At 62.4% G+C, this 14,608-nt stretch carries 12 protein-coding genes; 8 read left to right on the top strand and 4 right to left on the bottom strand.

Features of this window, described 5'->3' with window-relative positions; translation table 11 throughout:
• The 5 genes from AC07W0_RS28540 to AC07W0_RS28520 all read left to right on the top strand — a co-directional run.
• A partial coding sequence (locus tag AC07W0_RS28540; RefSeq protein WP_256593287.1) for an energy transducer TonB family protein occupies positions 1-470 on the top strand: 470 nt, incomplete at its 5' end.
• Positions 471-494: 24 nt separating this feature from the next.
• On the top strand, positions 495-2,774 hold the full coding sequence (locus AC07W0_RS28535; protein WP_102618136.1) for a TonB-dependent receptor: 2,280 nt from the start codon (positions 495-497) through the stop codon (positions 2,772-2,774).
• Positions 2,775-2,791: 17 nt separating this feature from the next.
• Positions 2,792-3,439 (top strand): MotA/TolQ/ExbB proton channel family protein, encoded by a 648-nt coding sequence (locus AC07W0_RS28530; RefSeq protein ID WP_102618137.1) that lies wholly within the window; start codon positions 2,792-2,794, stop codon positions 3,437-3,439.
• A 56-nt stretch (positions 3,440-3,495) separates the two neighbouring features.
• Positions 3,496-4,713 carry a phospholipase D-like domain-containing protein gene (locus tag AC07W0_RS28525; RefSeq protein WP_102618138.1) on the top strand — a complete coding sequence of 406 codons (1,218 nt, stop codon included), beginning with the start codon at positions 3,496-3,498 and terminating at the stop codon, positions 4,711-4,713.
• Positions 4,714-4,897: 184 nt separating this feature from the next.
• Positions 4,898-6,637 (top strand): dipeptidase, encoded by a 1,740-nt coding sequence (locus AC07W0_RS28520; RefSeq protein WP_102618139.1) that lies wholly within the window; start codon positions 4,898-4,900, stop codon positions 6,635-6,637.
• 53 nt (positions 6,638-6,690) lie between these two features.
• Here the strand turns inward: AC07W0_RS28520 and scpC are convergent, their stop codons facing one another.
• Together scpC and AC07W0_RS28510 are read right to left on the bottom strand one after the other, a co-directional pair.
• A complete protein-coding gene (gene scpC / locus AC07W0_RS28515) occupies positions 6,691-8,196 on the bottom strand; it encodes a succinyl-CoA:acetate CoA-transferase ScpC (protein ID WP_017846821.1) in 1,506 nt (501 codons plus the stop codon).
• Positions 8,197-8,239: 43 nt separating this feature from the next.
• Positions 8,240-10,018 carry an acyl-CoA dehydrogenase family protein gene (locus AC07W0_RS28510; protein WP_102618140.1) on the bottom strand — a complete coding sequence of 593 codons (1,779 nt, stop codon included), beginning with the start codon at positions 10,016-10,018 and terminating at the stop codon, positions 8,240-8,242.
• A gap of 259 nt (positions 10,019-10,277) precedes the next feature.
• On the opposite strand from AC07W0_RS28510, the gene AC07W0_RS28505 reads away from it, so the two are divergent.
• A complete protein-coding gene (locus tag AC07W0_RS28505) occupies positions 10,278-11,297 on the top strand; it encodes an AraC family transcriptional regulator (protein ID WP_017846819.1) in 1,020 nt (339 codons plus the stop codon).
• 1 nt (position 11,298) lies between these two features.
• Here AC07W0_RS28505 and AC07W0_RS28500 read toward each other — a convergent pair whose 3' ends face one another.
• A complete protein-coding gene (locus tag AC07W0_RS28500; RefSeq protein ID WP_102618141.1) occupies positions 11,299-12,345 on the bottom strand; it encodes an AraC family transcriptional regulator in 1,047 nt (348 codons plus the stop codon).
• 161 nt (positions 12,346-12,506) lie between these two features.
• Between AC07W0_RS28500 and AC07W0_RS28495 the strand changes: the two genes are divergently transcribed.
• Together AC07W0_RS28495 and AC07W0_RS28490 are read left to right on the top strand one after the other, a co-directional pair.
• Positions 12,507-13,358, top strand: a complete 852-nt coding sequence (locus AC07W0_RS28495) for a 3-hydroxybutyryl-CoA dehydrogenase (RefSeq protein WP_102618142.1) — start codon at positions 12,507-12,509, stop codon at positions 13,356-13,358.
• Positions 13,351-13,965 carry a TetR/AcrR family transcriptional regulator gene (locus AC07W0_RS28490; protein ID WP_017846816.1) on the top strand — a complete coding sequence of 205 codons (615 nt, stop codon included), beginning with the start codon at positions 13,351-13,353 and terminating at the stop codon, positions 13,963-13,965. Before AC07W0_RS28495 ends, AC07W0_RS28490 begins: the two co-directional genes overlap by 8 nt.
• A 6-nt stretch (positions 13,966-13,971) precedes the next feature.
• Here the strand turns inward: AC07W0_RS28490 and AC07W0_RS28485 are convergent, their stop codons facing one another.
• Positions 13,972-14,607 carry a response regulator transcription factor gene (locus AC07W0_RS28485; protein WP_017846815.1) on the bottom strand — a complete coding sequence of 212 codons (636 nt, stop codon included), beginning with the start codon at positions 14,605-14,607 and terminating at the stop codon, positions 13,972-13,974.
• Between the last annotated feature and the right edge of the window lies 1 nt (position 14,608).

The raw sequence follows: 14,608 nt of genomic DNA, 5'->3' as shown, positions 1-14,608 counted from the left end.
AATTCGAAGCCCTGCTCGACGAATTGCACGGCAAGGGCAAGTTCGCCGAAGTGGCCGCTGGCGCTGCGGCGACGGCCCCCCCGGTGGCGGCCAAACCCGCGCCCGCGGCGGTCGCCCAGGCTGCGCCGACTCCGGCCCCGCCCGCACCGCCCAAGGTCGACGGCCAGGCCCTGGAGGGCGGTTACCTCAAGGGTTTGCGTAACGAGCTGGACACTTACAAGCAATACCCCACAGGACGCCAGGCCTCCCTCGAACGCCCAAGTGGCGACGTGGTGGTCTGGCTGCTGGTGGACCGCCAGGGTCGGGTACTCGACTCCGGCGTGCAGACCCCGGCCTCGAGCATGTTGCTCAACCGGGCCGCCGCCAACAGCCTGCGGCGTATCAAGCAGGTCAAGCCGTTCCCCGAGCAAGCCTTCGGGGGGCGCAACGAGCAGCGCTTCACCGCCACCTTCAACTACAGCGTGCAATAAGCACCCGACACTAGGACGACACTGATGAGGTTCACACGGATTCATCTGGCACTCGTTGCCGCGAGCATGGGGCATGGCATGGTCATGGCCGACACCGGCGACAGCGACGTCGGCACCATCGGCGTACAGGGCAAGGCCACTGCCGGTGGCGGCTACATGGTGCAGGAAGAAAGCATCAAGGGGCGCTCCACGATAACCAAGGAAGCGCTGGATAAACAAACCGCCACCGGCAACGCCATCGACAAGCTCAAGTACACCCCGGGCCTGAACATCTCCAGCGAAGATGCCACCGGCCTGTCGGGTTTTCGCTTCACCATGCGCGGGCTTAACTCCGACCAGGTGGGGATGTCGGTGGATGGCATGCCGATCAACGACTCCGGCAACTATGCGCTGTACTCCAACCTGTTGGGCGACCCGGAAAACATCGACCAGATTTTCGTCACCCAAGGCTCGTCGGAGGCCGACGGCCCGCACATCGGTTCCAGCGGCGGCAACATCGGTATCGTGACCATTCGCCCCACCAAGGAAACCGGGGCCTTCGTCAAACAGACCATCGGCAGCAACGCCACCCGCAAGACCTTTGCCCGGCTCAACACCGGCGAGGTCAACGGCCTGAGCAACTGGCTGTCGGCGTCCCATACCGAAGGGCAGATGTGGCGCGGCTCGGGCGCCGTGCGTGCGGACAAGGTCGAGTGGAACAGCTTCTTCGACGCCGGCAACGGCAACACCGCCAACCTGATCCTCAAGTACCACGAGCAGGACAACAACAGTTACAGCCAACTGACCAAATCGCAGTTCCAGCAGAAGGGCCGCAAGTTCGACCCCTACCCCGCCACACCGACGGTCGGCAGCAACGGCAAGCTCAACAGCTACTACGCCCTCGCGCAGAACCCGTTCCAGACCTTTACCGGCGTGCTCAATACCCAGTTCAAACTGGCCGACAACCTGGCCCTGTCGGTGATCCCGTATTACTTCTGGGGTAACGGCAGCGGCGTCAACTCGTCGAGCTACGCGCTGAACCGCGGCTCAAACGCAGGCGGCGTCTTCGACCTGGGCAACTTGCCCACCGCCGCGCAATACAATGCCGACGGTTCCTCGACCACCGGCGTGTACTACCGCCCCTCCCGCACCCAGACCTGGCGCCCCGGCATTACCACCAAACTGAACTGGGACCTGGGCGATCACAGCCTGCAATTCGGCTACTGGTACGAGCGCGCGCGCCAAAGCCAGACCCAACCGTTCATCGCGCTCAAGAGCAACGGCAAGCCTACCGATACCTGGCCGGACGGCACTTCCGTGGTCGATGCGAACGGCAACACCGTGCAGGGTCGCGACCGCTTCACCATCACGCCGGCGCAGAAAGTCTGGGCCCAGGACACCTGGTACATCAACCCGGACTGGACCCTGGTGGCCGGCCTGGCCTACATGAACGTCAAGCGCGACGGCACCAACAACGGCAGCCTCACCGAGCAGCCGGAAAAACGTCACCAGACCTACAACAAGCTGCTGCCCAACGCCGGCCTCAAGTACCAGCTCGACGAACGCGACCAGTTGTTCTACAGCCTGTCGCGCAACATGCGTATCCCGCAGAACTACGTGCTGTACGACAAGGGCGTGGACTCGATCAACTCCAAGCCGGAAACCAGCTGGAACCATGAGTTGGGCTGGCGCTTCACCGGCGACGACATGACCGTGGCCGCCACCTTGTTCTACATGCAGTTCAAGGATCGCCAGGTTTCGTCCAAGGACATCAACGGCGACTTCGCCGACATCAACGCCGGATCGGTCAACAACAGCGGCCTGGAGCTGGAATGGAGCGGCCTGCTGCCCCACCACTTCAACTACTACACCTCCTACACCTATACCAAGGCCGAGCAACAGGACGACTTGACCGTGTACAACGCGGGCAAAGCCATCCTGTTGCCCACCAGCGGCAAGCAGTTCGCCAACGTGCCGAAAAACATGCTGGCCGCCAACATCGGGTATGACGACGGGCGCTTCTACGGCACCTTCGGCGGCAAATACACCAGCAAGCTCTATGGCGACCTGACCAACGACGAAGCCATCTCCGGCCGCACCGTGTTCAACGCCGGCGCCGGTATCTACCTGCCGGTGGACAAGAAAGTGGTGAAGGACGCAACCCTGCGCCTGAACGTCGACAACCTGTTCGACAAGAAGTACCTGGACGGCGTGTACACCACCAAGACCAACGCGGCCAGCTACAGCGGTTTCCGCGACGGCGACCCGGCCTACATCGTCGGCCTGGAACGCACCGTGACGGTGTCCCTGGAAGCCAATTTCTAACTGCGAGGTAATCGAACATGGACATGAACCTGCTCCACGACATCACCTTCTATGTGATGTACGCCGCGATGGCCATCGCCATCTTCATCGCCATCGAGCGCGGTATTTACTTCGCCTATGTGCGCCGCCAGGCCCGTGCCTTGACCGAGGTGCTGGGCGCCCACGTACACAGTGAACGTGACCTGCCGGAAAGCCTGAGCCGCCGCGACAGCCTGCCGCTGAACATGGTGATGCCGGTGCTGGCACAGAAAGCCTCGCAGGGTTCGCGCAAGGACCTGGATGATGTGATCGAAACCCAGTACCTGACCACCCGCGCCCCGCTGGCCCGCAGCCTGTGGATCATCGAAACCATCACCACCGCCGCGCCGTTGCTGGGCTTGCTCGGCACCATCCTCGGCATCATCGACACCTTCAAGGCGTTGGCCAGCGCGGGGGTGTCCGACCCTGGGCAGATTTCCGGCGGTATCGGCACCGCGTTGTTCGCGACGGGCCTGGGGATCGCCATCGCGCTGTTCTGCGTGGTGTTCCACAACTTCTTCCAGGACAGCCTGGAACGCATCAACGATCAGTTGAAGATCCTGCTGATCCGCGCTGCCACCGGGGCCCGCGTGCAGGGCGAAGTGCCGCACCTGGTGCCCGCCTCGTTGCAAAGCCGCACGGCATGACTGTCAGGGCGGGCGCGTGAGGCGCCCGCCCTGTCTTTTTCCCTGACGAGATGCCTATGTCCCTATCGATGAAATGCCGTATCGCCGGCCTCGCCGGCTTGCTGCTCAGTCCGCTGGCCCAGGCGGACTTTTCAATTCCGGGGTTTGAACTGGTACACACCGTGCCGCTGGACACCGACCTGGCGAGCGCCGATCTACGCCAGCCGGGCCCGGTATGGATCGAGCTGTTCGACGGCGCCAAAAGCACGATCGACATCGGCCAGTTTTATGCCGCCGACCATCCAGGCTCGGTACTGGAGCGGGTGATCGAGCGCCTGGAAGCCGCCGGTAAACGCGGCGTGAAAATTCGCTTCCTGCTGGAGGAAAAAGGCATTCGCCTATCAGAAGCCTCCACCCTGGAACGCCTGCGCGCGATTCCCAACCTGACCTTGCGCGTGCTGCCCTACGCGCAACTGAGTGGCGGCATCATCCACGCCAAATACATGGTGGTGGATGGGCAGCAGGCGTTTGTCGGCAGCCAGAATTTCGACTGGCGGTCCCTGGAACATATCCACGAAACCGGGCTGCGCATCACCGACGCTACGGTGGTCGGCCAGGTCCAGGCGATTTTCGATCAGGACTGGCAAGCCCAGGCGGCGCTGAGCGCACACAGCCCGGTGCCGCTGCCGATGGCCGGCCAGGCGCCTGCGCGCAGCGGCAATTACCTGGTGGCCAGCCCGCAACGCTACAACCCGCCCGGGGTGGGCGACTCCCAACTCGAACTGCCGCGCCTGCTCGGCGAAGCCAAGCACGAAGTGCGCGTGCAACTGCTGGACTACGCGCCGCTGTCCTACGGCCAGGATAAAACCCGGCCCTACTATGCGGTGATCGACAACGCGGTGCGTGCCGCCGCCGCACGCGGGGTGTCGATCAAGCTGATGGTGTCCAACTGGAACACTGATGCGCTGGAACTGCCCTATTTGAAAAGCCTCGCGGTGCTGCCCAACGTGCAGATCAAGATCGTCACCCTGCCCCAGGCCAAGCAAGGGTTTATCCCCTACGCACGGGTGATCCACAGCAAGACCCTGGAGATCGACGGGCAAGTGGCCTGGGTCGGCACCAGCAATTGGCTGGGCGGTTATCTGGATAATTCGCGCAACCTGGAGGTGGTCATGCGCAGCGAAGCGATGGCCAAGCGTATAGGCCAATTGCACGAGCAGTTGTGGGATGGGCCCTACGCCAAAGCACTGGACGTAACGGCCGATTACCCTGCTCCGCACCCTGGCCAACCTTGACCTGAACACGATTCAACGCCCGCGCGCACAGGGATGTACCCTTCGACGCGGGGGCGTTTGACTGAGAAATTTCCGACTCCAAGGTCTGCCATTCTCAGTCCCTGTGGTGGTAGTGTGTGGAAATATTTCTGACTTAATGATCAGAAATCTCCCACTCACTACCAGCAAAGGAATGCGTCCCGCCATGTACTTTCCACTCAAGCAATTGGCTGTCGCCAGCGTGTTCGCCGCGAGCCTTTCGACCCTCGTCAGCCCGGCTTTCGCCAATATCACCCCACAGCAGAGCACGGCGATTCTGAAGGACTTCAGCCAAACCTCGGTCACTGACTTCAACGGTTTCCTCGGCACCCTGGCCCAGGGCGAGCTGGGCAAAACCAGCGATATGGGGCCGGCGATCAGCGCCTTTCTCGAGCACAAACCCCTGAGCGCCGAGCAACAGAACGAAATCAATCGCCTGCTGGGCATTTATGCGCGGCTGAAATACGCCAAGGCCGCCACCGAGACCCTGCGCGAGCTGGTGGAAATTCCGACGTTCAACGTCGACGGCGTGCCGCAGTACAAAAACCCGCAATTCCTCAAGATCGCCGACAAGCTGCAGGGCCTGGCGAAAGCCTTCAACCTGAACTTCCGTAACATCGATAACCGCGTGTACGAAATCTCCCTGGAAGGCAGCGGCGATGAAGTGGTGGGTATCCACGCGCATGCGGATGTGGTGCCGGTGACGCCGGAAAACTGGGTGTTGAAAGACGGCACCCGGCTCGATCCGTTCAAGGTCACGCTGATTGGCGACCGCATGTACGGTCGCGGGACTGAAGACGACAAAAATGGCATCGTGGTGGCGATGTACGCCATGAAGGTGATCAAGGAAGAGAAGCTGCCGCTGGCGCGCACGTTCAAGCTGCTGGTGGACACCACCGAGGAAACCTCCGGCGACGCGATCCCCTATTACTTCGAACGCAACCCGACGCCACCGTACAACCTGGCGCTGGATGGCGGCTACCCGGTGGTCATTGCCGAAAAAGGTTACGGCACGATCATGGCCACCTTCCCACGCCGCAAAGGCGAAGGCAAAGGCGCAGAGATCATCGCCATGACCGGCGGCAAGGCCACCAACCAGATTCCCTCGGCGTCGGTCGCCACGTTGCTCAGCGACAAACCCGCCGAGTTGGCGGCCAGCCTGCAAGAGGCCGGTACGCAATACGCCGAGCGCAATGGCGGTGACTTCCAGGTGAGCGCCAAGGTGGTCGGCAAACAGGTGCAGTTGACGGTCACCGGGGTCTCGGCGCATTCGTCCGAACCGGAATCCGGGGTGAACCCGGTCGCGCGCATGCTGGAACTGATCCACAGCGTCGACGGCAAGATCGCCCTCAAGCACAACCACATCACCGACGCGGCGCGTTATGCCGCCGACAATTGGGGCCTGGATTACCTGGGCGGCAAATTGGGCGTGGGCTTCGCCGATGACTTCATGGGCCCGCTGACCACCTCGCTGACGTTCGTCGACCTCGACGACAAGAGCTTCAAGCTGGCGGTGAACCTGCGCGTGCCCAAGGGGCAGTCGCCGGAGAAACTCAAAGCGCAAATTGCCGACAAGCTCAGCGCCTGGGACAAGAAAACCAAGGTCAACGTGAACTTCACCTACTCGATCGCCGAACCGATGTACCGCAACCCGGAAGGTGAGTGGGTCAAGGCCTTGTTGGCGGTGGCCACGGAAAACCTGGGCATGAAACACGCGTTCGGCACCTCGGCCGGCGCCACCTCCGTGCATGAACTGCCCAACGGCGTGCAGTTCGGCCTGGCACGCCCGGAAGAGAAGTACACCGGGCACACCGACAATGAGTTCAAGACCGTCGAGCAGTTCCTTCTGGACCTGCAAATCGTCACCGAAATGATGGCGCGGGTCGGTCAGTTACCGCAGCTCTGAATGCGGCAGGAGCCCGCCGCAATGGCGGGCTTTTTTCAGTTGGCGCAGACACCCTAGACGCTGACGGCGGCCGCCTGCATCGAACCGGTTTCCTGCAGATTGATGTGCCAGCTCAAGGCCTTGCTCAACACATGCGGCGTATGCCCACCTTTGGCGCACGCGGCCTTGAAGTAACTGCGCAACGCCTCGCGATAATCCGGGTGTACGCAGTGGTTGATGATCAACTCGGCCCGTTCTTTCGGCGCCAGGCCGCGCAGGTCGGCCAGCCCTTGCTCAGTCACCAGGATATCGACGTCATGCTCGGTGTGGTCGACATGGCTGACCATCGGCACCACGCGGGAAATCGCACCGTCCTTGGCGATCGACTTGGTCACGAAAATCGACAGCAGCGCATTGCGGGCGAAATCTCCCGAACCGCCGATGCCATTCATGATCTGCGTGCCACAGACGTGGGTGGAATTGACGTTTCCGTACAGGTCAAACTCCAGCGCGGTGTTGATGGCAATCACGCCTAAGCGTCGAATCACTTCCGGGTGATTGGAGATTTCCTGGGGCCGCAACACCAGGCGGTCGGCGTATTTTCCCAGGTTGCCGAACACCCGCTGGCCGCAGGGGCCGGACAAGGTAATCGAACAGCCGGAGGCAAACTTCAGCTTGCCCGCGTCGAGCAACTCGAAGGTCGAATCCTGCAACACCTCCGAGTACTGCACCAGGTCGGTGAACGGCGCATCGATCAGCCCGCACATGACGGCGTTGGCAATGGAGCCGACGCCGACTTGCAACGGCGCCAGGCTTCTGCCCAAGCGTTTGTGCTCCACTTCTTGCTCGAAAAAAGCCACCAGATGATCGGCAATCGCCTGGGTCTCATGATCGGGCGGCAGCATCGGAATCGCAGATTCCGGCGTGTCGCAGAGCACGATGGCGACGATCTTGGCAGGGTCAATTTCGATGGCCTGGGTGCCGATGCGATCATCCGCGCGGATGACCGGAATCGGCCCGCGGCCAGGGCGCCCGTGGGGCAGGAAAATATCGTGCATCCCTTCGAAATAGGGGCTGCTGGCCAGGTTCAGCTCAACGATGACCTGCCGTGCCGTCTGGGCGAAACTGGCCGAATTGCCGACCGAAGACGTCGGCACGATATGGCCCTGCTCGGTGATCGCCACCGCTTCAATCACCGCAATATCCGGATTGGGCAGGCTGCCGTCACGCAGTTGTTCGACCACTTCGCTCAGGTGCTGGTCGATAAACACCACACGGCCTTCGTTGATCGCCTTGCGCAGCACCGGGTCGCCTTGAAACGGCATGCGCCGCGCCAGCAACCCGGCCTCGGCCATCTGCCCGTCCAGGCCACGACCGAGGCTCGCGCCGGTGATCAGGTTGATCTTGAGCGGATCCTGCCGCGCTCGTTCGATGAGCGCCAGCGGCACGGCCTTGGCGTCCCCTGCGCCACCGAAACCACTCATGCCCACGGTCATGCCATCTTGAATGAACGCGGCGGCCTGCGCCGCGCTCATGATTTTTTCGTGCAAGGAATCCAGGCGGATGCGCTGGTGATGCATGGGGTGAACCTCAAAAAAGTTAGGCACAAAAACCAACGCGCTGTCAGAACTGTTCTTCATCCAACGCCATGATGCTCGCGCTCCCAGCGCTGACCGCCGCCAACAATGCGTGTACCCGCGGCAACAATTGCTCCGCGTAGAAGCGTGCGCTGACGCCCTTGGCCTTGAGGAAGGCCGCATCGCCCGTGCCGGCTTCCAACTGCGCATGCGCCTGCAGGGCAGAACGCGCCATGAGCCAGCCGCCCGACAGGTAGCCGAAGAGCATCAGGAAGTTGACGCTGACACTGCCGGCCCAATCCGCATCGTGCTTGGCGTTGTCGAGTAACCGCGACAAGGCCTCGCGCCCGGCGCCGAGCGCAGCGGCCAGTGCCACGGCCTGATAGTCGAGGGCATCGATGTGACGCAGTTGCTCGACGGTTTCATCCATTTCCTCGAGCAGGCTGTTCAGTAACGCGCCTTGGTTCAGCAGGGTCTTGCGCCCCACCAGGTCGAGTGCCTGAATGCCGGTGGTGCCTTCATAAATGGTCAGGATGCGCGCATCGCGATAGTGCTGCGCCGCGCCGGTCTCTTCGATGAAGCCCATGCCGCCGTGGATTTGCACGCCGAGGGAGGTGACTTCCTGGGCCAGTTCGGTCAGCCAGCCTTTGACGATCGGGGTAAACACATCGACCCGCCCCTGGTGATGGCGCGCCAGTTCCGGCATGGGCGCATGCGCGGCACGGTCGACTTCGGCGGCGGCCACCAGCGACAACGCGCGCATCGCTTCGATGGACGCTTTCATCTGCAACAGCATCCGGCGCACATCGGGAAAGTGGATGATCGAGAAACGGCTGCCATCCTTGCGCGTGCCCTGCAGACGGTCCTTGGCGTATTGACGGGCCTGCTGGTAAGCGCGCTCGGCAATCGACAGCCCCTGCAGGCCGACACTCTGGCGGGCGTGGTTCATCATGGTGAACATGCAGGCCAGGCCCATGTGCGGCTCGCCAAGCAGATAACCGACGGCCCCTTCGGGATCGCCGAAATTCATCACGCAGGTCGGGCTGCCATGAATGCCCAGTTTGTGTTCCAGGGAAATGCACTGCACGCGGTTGCGCACACCCGGCTGGCCCTGGGCATCGAGCAGGAACTTGGGCACCACGAACAGCGAAATGCCTTTGACGCCCGCCGGCGCATCCGGCAAACGTGCCAGGACCAAATGCACGACGTTGTCGGTCATCTGGTGATCGCCCCAGGTGATGAAAATCTTCTGCCCGGTGATCAGATAGTGGTCGCCCTCGGGCACGGCGCGGCTCTTGATGGCCGCCAGATCGGAGCCGGCATCCGGCTCGGTCAGGTTCATCGTCCCGGTCCACTCGCCGCTCACCAGTTTTTCCAGGTAGGCGCCTTGCAGTTCGGCCGAGCCGTGATGGGCGATGGCTTCGATGGCGCCCTGGGTCAACATGGGGCACAAGGCGAACGCCATATTGGCTGAGTGCCAGATCTCATTGACGGCCGTGCCGATCACGTTCGGCAGGTTCTGCCCGCCGTGTTGCTCCGCAGCGGTCAACGAGGGCCAGCCGCCTTCCTGGAATTGCCGATACGCCTCGGCAAAACCCGGTGCCTCTTGCACACCCTGTTCCCCCAGGTGCGTACCTTGGGTATCACCGACCCGGTTGAGCGGCGCCAGCACGCCGGAGCCCAAGCGGCCTGCCTCGCTCAAGATGGCGCTGACCAACTCGCTGTTGACATCCTGAAGCTGGGCGCTCGCGCACAACTGCTCAAATCCGACCAGTTCCTCCAGCACGAATTCGGTGTCGCGGTACGGATGGGCATAACCACTCATTGTTACTTTCCTCATTCACTCGTTAGACAGGCCGCTACACCCTTCGCCCGCTACCCCATTCCGGGCAATTGACCAAAACGGCCATTACCTTAAAAGCCCGGGTCGGTAGCAAGCAGGGACGGAGCCAGCAGCGCAAAGCTCTATTCAGCTTCCTCCGATCCAGCCCCACGTGGCAATTACCAAATCAGTCGAAAAACAGACATAAACGGACAGTCACTTTTGGCTAAACTAACCTCCCCTGCTGCCGGACTCCTGAACGATGGGCATCGAGCGTTATTCCATCTCCATGTACTTCGCCCACATCCTGATGACGGCTGCGCGCCGCCTCGCGCTGGACGAAGAGGTACTGCTCAAGGAAGCCGGCATCAGCCGCAAGCGCCTGGACAACCTGCACCTGCGCATCACCCCCGACCAGTTCAGTCGCTTGATGCAGGCCGTGTGGCGGTTGAGTGATGATGAGTTTTTCGGCGCAGGTTCACAGCGCTGCCCGAAGGGCTGCTTCGCGATAATGGCCAAGCAAGTGATCCACTCGCACAACCTGCATTCGGTGTATTACAAGCTCAGCCATTTCTACAACGTGATGAACGACTCCCTGCACCTGGAACTGAAAGTCGTCGGTGATGAGGCCATGTTTTCCATGACCTTGAGCGACCCGAGCCTGGACCCCGGTTACCTGTTGAGGGGTTTTTTACTCTTGCTCTGGCATCGTTTCCCCAGTTGGCTGATCGGCCAGCGGATCACGCTCAAGCGGGTGACGTTCGACCATCCCGAGCCTGCCCATTCAGCGGAATACCGCTTGATGTTTCCGTGCCCCACGCATTTTGACCAACCTGAGACCTGCCTGGTGTTCGACGCCCGGATGCTCACCGCGCCGCTGGTACAAACCGCGGAAACCCTGGCCTACCACCTGCAGCGCGCACCGGTGGACTGGTTCACCCGCCCCGCCTATTACCCGGTTTACACGCGACGGGTGCTGGACCACCTGGAGAACGTCAGCGATCTCGCCAAGGCCACCATCCAGAGCACCGCCAGTGAGCTGCACCTGACGGAAAGAACGCTGCGGCGCAAGCTGCTGGCCGAAGGCAGCAAGTTCCAGAAACTCAAGGACGGGGTACGCCGCGACATGGCCATTCACTACTTGAGCCAGACGTCGATGTCGATCAACCAGACCTCGCAACAGCTGGGTTTCTCGGACCCTTCGGCGTTCACCCGGGCCTTTCGCCAATGGACCGGCGAGTTACCCAGGACTTACCGCGACGCGGCGCTCAACCGAAAATGACTCAGGCGCCCAGGCGCGCAGGTCGCGACACTTTGCCCTGGACCCGCTCGCGGTAACGCCCCGGGCTTTCGCCGGTCCACTTCTTGAACGCGCGATGGAATGCGCTGGGTTCCTGAAAACCGCATTGCGCGGCGATTTCACCGATGCTGGCGCGCGTCTGGCAGAGCAGTTCCAGCGCCAGGCTGCGGCGCACTTCGTCCTTGATCTCCTGAAACGAGCAACCTTCGCGCTCCAATCGGCGGCGCAAGGTGCTGGGGCTCATGTGCAAATCCACGGCCAGATCCTCCAGCGCCGGCCACTGGCTGTAGTGGCTGCCACGCAGGCGTTGGTAGACCTGGGTCGCCATGCCGTCCTGGTTGCGAAAGCGGATCACCAGCCATTGCGGCGCGCTGCGCAGAAACACCTTGAGCGACGCCAGGTCCTGCACCACGGCCAGACGCAGGTAGCTGCTGGCGAACTCGATTTCGGTGCGGGCCGCGCCAAACGTCAGGTTGTAGCCCCACAGCAATTGATCGTCGCTGAGCGGCGCACGCACATGGCGAAAGTCGGCGCGATCGATGGGCACACGGCGTCCGCCCAGCCAGCACAGCAGGCTGATCATCAGCACCAGGAAGGTTTCCTCACCGTAACGCCGGGTGTCCTCATCGCCGCCGCCGACTTGCAGGCTGAGTACCGCGCGCTTGCCATGCACGCTGAGGCTGCCGCGAAAATCGCGCAGGAACAGGGCGAAACTGGCCAGGCACTGGGTGAGCGCCTTGCCCAGGTTCGGCTCCTGGATCAGGCCACGGCAGATCAGGGCGAAACTGCCCGGCGGCATGCCGTGGGAGTCCAGGCGGAAGAACTCGTCGTTCAACTCCCGAATCTGAATCAGCCATAACGCCGCAAACGCGCTGGCCGGCACCCGGGCCTCGGGCTGGGTCAGCAACGCCGGCGCGATGCCCGCTTCGCACAGCACCGCGGCGAGCCGCTCGGGCTGATCGCGCAGTGCATGGATCATGACCTGCACGAAGTAGACGGCAACCGAATCCTTTTCCCGGGTGGGCATCATTCTGAGTTCCTGTAGCGGACACATGGTAAGAAACGCCAATACAACTGACAGGTTTCGGCATAGGCCGCCACATTGTCGGGCCCTAGACTCTCGCCCAATGGACCGTATTGCAAGGCATGTCTGCCGTGCGACGGCAGCGCACAATTGAAGAGAGACTGACGATGAATCTGCAGAATATCGGCGTGATCGGCGCGGGCACCATGGGTAACGGCATCGCCCAGATCTGCGCCGTGGCCGGCATCAACGTGACCTTGCTGGACATTTCCGCCGGCGCCCTGGAAAAAGCCCTGGCCACCGTAGGCAAGAACCTCGATCGCCAAGTCAGCAAGGGCATCCTCAGCGAACCCCAGAAGCATACGGCGCTGGACAAGATCCGCACCAGCACCGACTACGCCAGCCTGGCGAATGCCCAATGGGTCATCGAGGCCGCCACGGAAAACCTCGAACTGAAGCGACGCGTGCTGCAACAGATCGCCGCTCACGTCGATGAGCAATGCGTGATTGCCTCCAATACGTCTTCGCTGTCCATCACCGAACTGGCGGCCGGGGTTAACGCCCCCGAGCGCTTTATCGGCCTGCATTTTTTCAACCCGGTGCCGGTGATGGGCCTGATCGAAGTGATCCGTGGCCTGCAGACCAGCGACACGACCCACGCCCAGGCCATCGAGCTGGCGCAGCACCTGGGCAAGACTGCGATCACCGCCGGCAACCGCCCGGGTTTCGTGGTCAACCGGATTCTGGTGCCGATGATCAACGAAGCGATCCTGGTGTTCCAGGAAGGCCTGGCCAGCGCCGAAGACATCGACGCCGGCATGTGCCTGGGCTGCAACCAGCCGATCGGCCCGCTGGCCCTGGCCGACCTGATCGGCCTGGACACCTTGCTGGCGATCCTCGAAGCGTTCTACGAGGGCTTCCAGGACAGCAAATACCGCAGCGCGCCGCTGCTCAAGGAAATGGTGGCCGCCGGTTACCTGGGGCGCAAGACCGGGCGCGGCTTCCATACCTATGGCTGAGTATCGCTCGCGCTTGTGCGAACACCGCAACAAGGCCCTGGAGTTGCTCGCCAGTAAAGGCTTCGGTCAAGTCGGCATGCGCGAGCTGGCCAGCAGCCTGGGGTTGACCCCAGGCTCGCTGTACCACCACTACCCCAGCAAGCAGCACCTGCTGCTGGATTGGATCGAAGAGTTCTACGAAGAACTGCTGACCACCCTGGGGCGCGTCGAGCAACGGCCGCGCTCACGCCAGGACAACCTGCAACGGCTGATCCACGCCCACCTGAATTTGCATCGAGAGATGCCATGGCACTTCCGCCTGGTGGAGCGTGATTGCGGCTGCCTCACGGAAGACCAGCAGCTACGGGTCCGGCAGTTGCGCGAACAATACGAGCGCCGACTGCTGCAAATGCTCGGGCGACCGCGGCGGCTGAGTGTCCACGCCCTGCAAGCGGCCGGCCACGCGATCGCCACGCTGCTGAACAATGCGCCGAGCTGGCTGGCCGGGCAGGCGCTGGATGATGCCGAACGCACCGAGTTACTGGAAAACCTGCTGACCGGCGCCATCGAGCGCGTGCTGGCAACAAGGGCCAGCGACCGGCCGAGCCTGCAGATTGCCGTGGCCTGAGGCCTATCAGCGCAATTGCAGGGGGTCCACCAGACCGGCGGCAATCGCCATCCCCACCAGCTCCGGCAAATGGCTGGCCGCCATGCGCTTCATGACCCGCGCGCGATACAGATCGATGGTCTTGACGCTGACGCCCAACTGCTCGGCGATTTCGCGGTTGGTATAACCCTGCACCAACGGCAGCAATACATCGCGCTCGCGTGGCGTGAGTTGCTGCAGCCGCGCCTGTACCCGCGCCGGCCCTTCACCGAGGCTCTGGCGATGATCGGCCTTGCTCAGGGCCTGCAGGACACTGTCCAGCAGTAACTGTTCGTTGTAGGGCTTCTCGATAAAGTCATGCGCCCCGGCCTTGAACGCGCGGACCACAATCGGCACATCGGCGTGGCCGCTGACGAAAATCACCGGCAGGTGCAAATCACGGCTGCGCATGTGCTCCTGAACATTCAGGCCGCCCATGCCCGGCATGCGCACATCCAGCAGCACACAGGCGTTGAGGCGGCTGTCGCAGGCGTCGAGAAACTCGCGGCCACTGGTAAACGGCAGCGCCTTGAGGCCCACCGACTCCAGCAACCAGACGGTCGAGTCGAGCATCCCCTGGTCGTCATCCACCACATACACCACCTGTTCCGTCACGCTCACCATC

The sequence above is a fragment of the Pseudomonas sp. GW704-F2 genome, assembly GCF_059423025.1.
The sequence above is the reverse complement of the archived record's forward strand: the minus strand, read 5'-3'. Positions and strand labels throughout refer to the sequence as shown.

Bases quoted from the DNA above. Each gene is read 5' to 3' on its own strand.
- AC07W0_RS28535 (WP_102618136.1), top strand. From the start codon at position 495: ATGAGGTTCACACGGATTCATCTGGCACTCGTTGCCGCGAGCATGGGG.
- AC07W0_RS28530 (WP_102618137.1), top strand. From the start codon at position 2,792: ATGGACATGAACCTGCTCCACGACATCACCTTCTATGTGATGTACGCC.
- AC07W0_RS28525 (WP_102618138.1), top strand. From the start codon at position 3,496: ATGTCCCTATCGATGAAATGCCGTATCGCCGGCCTCGCCGGCTTGCTG.
- AC07W0_RS28520 (WP_102618139.1), top strand. From the start codon at position 4,898: ATGTACTTTCCACTCAAGCAATTGGCTGTCGCCAGCGTGTTCGCCGCG.
- scpC (WP_017846821.1), bottom strand. From the start codon at position 8,196: ATGCATCACCAGCGCATCCGCCTGGATTCCTTGCACGAAAAAATCATG.
- AC07W0_RS28510 (WP_102618140.1), bottom strand. From the start codon at position 10,018: ATGAGTGGTTATGCCCATCCGTACCGCGACACCGAATTCGTGCTGGAG.
- AC07W0_RS28505 (WP_017846819.1), top strand. From the start codon at position 10,278: ATGGGCATCGAGCGTTATTCCATCTCCATGTACTTCGCCCACATCCTG.
- AC07W0_RS28500 (WP_102618141.1), bottom strand. From the start codon at position 12,345: ATGATGCCCACCCGGGAAAAGGATTCGGTTGCCGTCTACTTCGTGCAG.
- AC07W0_RS28495 (WP_102618142.1), top strand. From the start codon at position 12,507: ATGAATCTGCAGAATATCGGCGTGATCGGCGCGGGCACCATGGGTAAC.
- AC07W0_RS28490 (WP_017846816.1), top strand. From the start codon at position 13,351: ATGGCTGAGTATCGCTCGCGCTTGTGCGAACACCGCAACAAGGCCCTG.
- AC07W0_RS28485 (WP_017846815.1), bottom strand. From the start codon at position 14,607: ATGGTGAGCGTGACGGAACAGGTGGTGTATGTGGTGGATGACGACCAG.